Origin of the sequence: Cryobacterium sp. RTC2.1 (genome assembly GCF_035018685.1) — a bacterium.
Classification (GTDB): Bacteria; Actinomycetota; Actinomycetes; order Actinomycetales; family Microbacteriaceae; genus Cryobacterium; species Cryobacterium glucosi.
This window is the reverse complement of the sequence record NZ_JASJXJ010000255.1, coordinates 1-2,509: the sequence shown is the minus strand read 5'-3', so window position 1 is coordinate 2,509 and position 2,509 is coordinate 1. Positions and strand designations below refer to the sequence as shown.

Sequence of the window (2,509 nt, the reverse complement as noted above, 5' to 3'; positions counted from 1 at the left end):
AGGTCCCGAGACAGAACTGTCAGCAAGGTCATGAGACAGAACTGTCAGATTGAGAACGAGACTTCACAGCCCCTAAACCACTGGTTTGAGGGCCAAAAGTGTACTCTCGCGGACTGTAAGCGGGCGAGGCGCGGCCGGGGCGGTGGGGTTAGGAGACCTGGATCTGGATGGGGGCGGTGTCGGGGATAGGGCCGGCGTCGCGGCCGCGCAGGTCCGGGTGCCAGCGGCGACCGAGCGCGGGGATCAGGGTCCCGAGCGCGGCGAAACCGGCGGCGACGAGGATCGCGGACCCGGCGCCGTTATGGTCGATCATGAAGCCGGCCGTCGCGGACCCGAGCGCCGCTCCCATCAGCTGGCCGGTGCCGACCCAGCCGTACGCCTCGGCGGTGTCGCTGAACTTGACGCTCGCGGAGACGATCCCGAACAGCACAGCGAAGGCCGGCGCGATGCCGATACCCGCGAGGAGCAGCGTTGCGGCGAGCCACCAGAAGCTGAGGCCGAGAGTCGCGAGGGAGAGGCCGATCGTGACGATCAGCATCCGCCCGGCGAGGGCCCACGGGCCGATCGGCGCGTGACCGAGCGCGAGGCCACCGACGAGCGAGCCGATCGCGAAGATGCCGAGCACCCAGCCGGAGTCCGAGCTGCCGTGACCGAATGCCGCGACGACGCCGGCCTCGACGGCCGAGCAGGCCGCGACGAGCATGAAGCCGACAACGGTGCTGAGGAGCACGGCAGGGCGCTTGAGCACGGCGCCGAGCTTGCGGCGGCTGCGCGGGATCCGTACCCGGCCGACCTCGGGCAGCACGACGAACCAGATGCCGCCGCCGACCAGGAATGCAGCGGCGAGGAGGATGCCCGCGACCGAGCTGATCTGGATCGCGACGAATGTGGCGATGACCGGTCCGAGCACCCAGATGATCTCCTGGGCGGATGCGTCGAGCGAGAACAGCGGGGTGAGCTGACGGGAGTTGACGATCTTCGGGTAGATCGTGCGCACGGCCGGCTGGATCGGCGGTGTCGTCAGCCCCGCGACGAGGCCGATCACCATCAGGCCCCAGATCGGCAGGATCAACAACGCCATCACGACGATGGCGCTCGCGCAGATCGCGATCGTGGCGATGATGACCGGGCGCATGCCCCAGCGGCCCATCAGGCGGCTCGTGAGCGGGCCGGCGATGGCCTGGCCGATGCTCATCGCACCGAGTACGAGGCCGGCGGACCCGTAGGAGTCGTAGACGTGCTCGATGTGGATCAGGAACGCGAGCGAGAGCATCCCGAACGGAAAGCGGGCGGTCAGCTGCGCGGCGATCAGACGGGCAACCCCGGGCGTCTTCAGTAGGGTCCAGTAGCTGCTCACTCGTTCGAGTCTACGGGCGAGGCCCGGTACGGGTCGAGTCGGGCCCCCGGCACGCAATCCGTCGCCGCCCCGCGCCGAATTGCGTCGCGTGCGCGCCCGTTTTCGCAACGAACGTGTACCGAACGCAATTCCGTGCCGAGGATCGTGTCGACGGCCGTGCCTGGGGCCGTATCAAAGGGGCGGGGCATGGGCGGATGCGGGTCCCCGCGCCGCGCACACCCGGTACCGTGGTTTCGTGAACACTTTGATCTCCGCCGAGGACCTGGCCCGCCTGCTCGAGACGCGTGACGACATCCGTGTGCTCGACGTCCGGTGGGCGCTCCTCGGGCCGAGCGGACGCGACGAATACGCCGCCGGACACCTGCCGGGCGCGGTCTACGTCGACCTCGAGACCGAACTCGCCCGGCCAGGGGCGTCTGAAGACGGGCGGCACCCGCTGCCTGCGATCGACGACCTGCAGGCGGCGGCGCGGCGCTGGGGAATCCACGACGACGACACCGTCGTGGTCTACGACGACCTGAGCCTGATGTCGGCGGCGCGGGCGTGGTGGCTGTTGCGGCACGCCGGTCACCGGAACGTGCTCCTGCTCGACGGTGCGCTCGCCGCCTGGCGCAGGGCGGGATTGCCGCTCGTCACCGGGGAGCAGCCCGACCCGCCGATCGGCACCGCACACCTCAGCTACGGCTCGCTCGCCACGATCGACGCCGACACCGCCGCCGCCATCGCGCACACCGGCATCCTCCTCGACGCGCGTGCCGGCGCCCGGTACCGGGGCGAGACGGAGCCGGTCGACCCCCGCGCCGGCCACATCCCGGGCGCGGTGAGCGCCCCGACGACGGACACCCTCGCCGACGACGGACGCTTCCTGCCCGCCGACCAGCTGCGTGCGCAGTTCGAGTCCCTCGGCGTGAAACCGATGCGCCCGATCGGGGTCTACTGCGGGTCGGGGGTCACGGCCGCCCACGAGATCGCCGCGCTCACGATCGCCGGGTTCGTCCCCTACCTCTACCCCGGATCCTGGTCGCAGTGGTCCAACCTCCCGGACCGCCCCGTGGAAACCGGGGACGGCGGGCGCGGCGGGTTCGGCGGTTTCACCGGGGCCAGCGTCCGGCTGTAGGCGGCGAGGCCGGCTCGCGGCGGCCCGGTGCGCTC

2 protein-coding genes are annotated in these 2,509 nt (G+C 70.9%); one reads left to right on the top strand and one right to left on the bottom strand.

Annotation, left to right across the window (positions count from 1 at the left end; translation table 11 throughout):
- Positions 1-148 precede the first annotated feature (148 nt).
- On the bottom strand, positions 149-1,357 hold the full coding sequence (locus tag QN357_RS18560) for an MFS transporter (protein WP_134560536.1): 1,209 nt from the start codon (positions 1,355-1,357) through the stop codon (positions 149-151).
- Between the two features lie 235 nt (positions 1,358-1,592).
- Between QN357_RS18560 and QN357_RS18555 the strand changes: the two genes are divergently transcribed.
- Positions 1,593-2,474, top strand: coding sequence for a sulfurtransferase (locus QN357_RS18555; protein ID WP_416347633.1), 882 nt, complete (start codon positions 1,593-1,595; stop codon positions 2,472-2,474).
- The last annotated feature ends 35 nt before the right edge of the window (positions 2,475-2,509 follow it).